This window comes from Microbacterium sp. MTN4-26 (assembly GCF_042846595.1).
GTDB classification, from domain to species: Bacteria; Actinomycetota; Actinomycetes; order Actinomycetales; family Microbacteriaceae; genus Microbacterium; species Microbacterium luteum.
On sequence record NZ_BTGO01000057.1, the window covers coordinates 1 to 493 of the forward strand.

Annotated in this window: 1 pseudogene; it reads right to left on the reverse strand. The window is 65.3% G+C overall.

What is annotated here, in order from left to right:
• Nucleotides 1-424 (reverse strand): annotated as a pseudogene (locus ACGG9C_RS17065) (transposase); the annotation flags it as partial.
• Nucleotides 425-493: the final 69 nt, after the last annotated feature.

The window sequence follows — 493 nt, forward strand, 5'->3', positions numbered from 1 at the left end:
TCCACCACCTCACTCGGGGTGATGGGGTTCGCCAGCCACCGGTAGTAGGGCTGACGGGAGAGCTTGAGCACCCGGCACGTCACCGTCACAGGGATCCCTGCGGCGGCGAGCTCTGTCACGAGCGGGTAGAACCTTTTCCCGGCAGGTTCGCCTGCGACAGATACGCCGCCGCACGACGGAGGACCTCGTTCTCCTGCTCGAGGAGCCGGTTCCGCTTCTTCAGCTCACGGATCTCAGCGGCCTCGGTCCGCGACTGACCGGGCTTGGCACCTTCGTCGATGTCGGCGCGACGCATCCACTTCTGCAGCGTCATGGGGTGGACCCCGAAGTCTTTCGCGATCTGCTCGATCGTGACTCCGGGCTCGCGGTTCCTCGCGACACGCACGACGTCGTCACGGAACTCGGACGGGTAGGGCTTGGGCACAGCAACATCCTTCCAGGCCCACCCTGCGGGCAAGCCAGATCAGATGTCACCTATCCGTGCAGCAGTCCC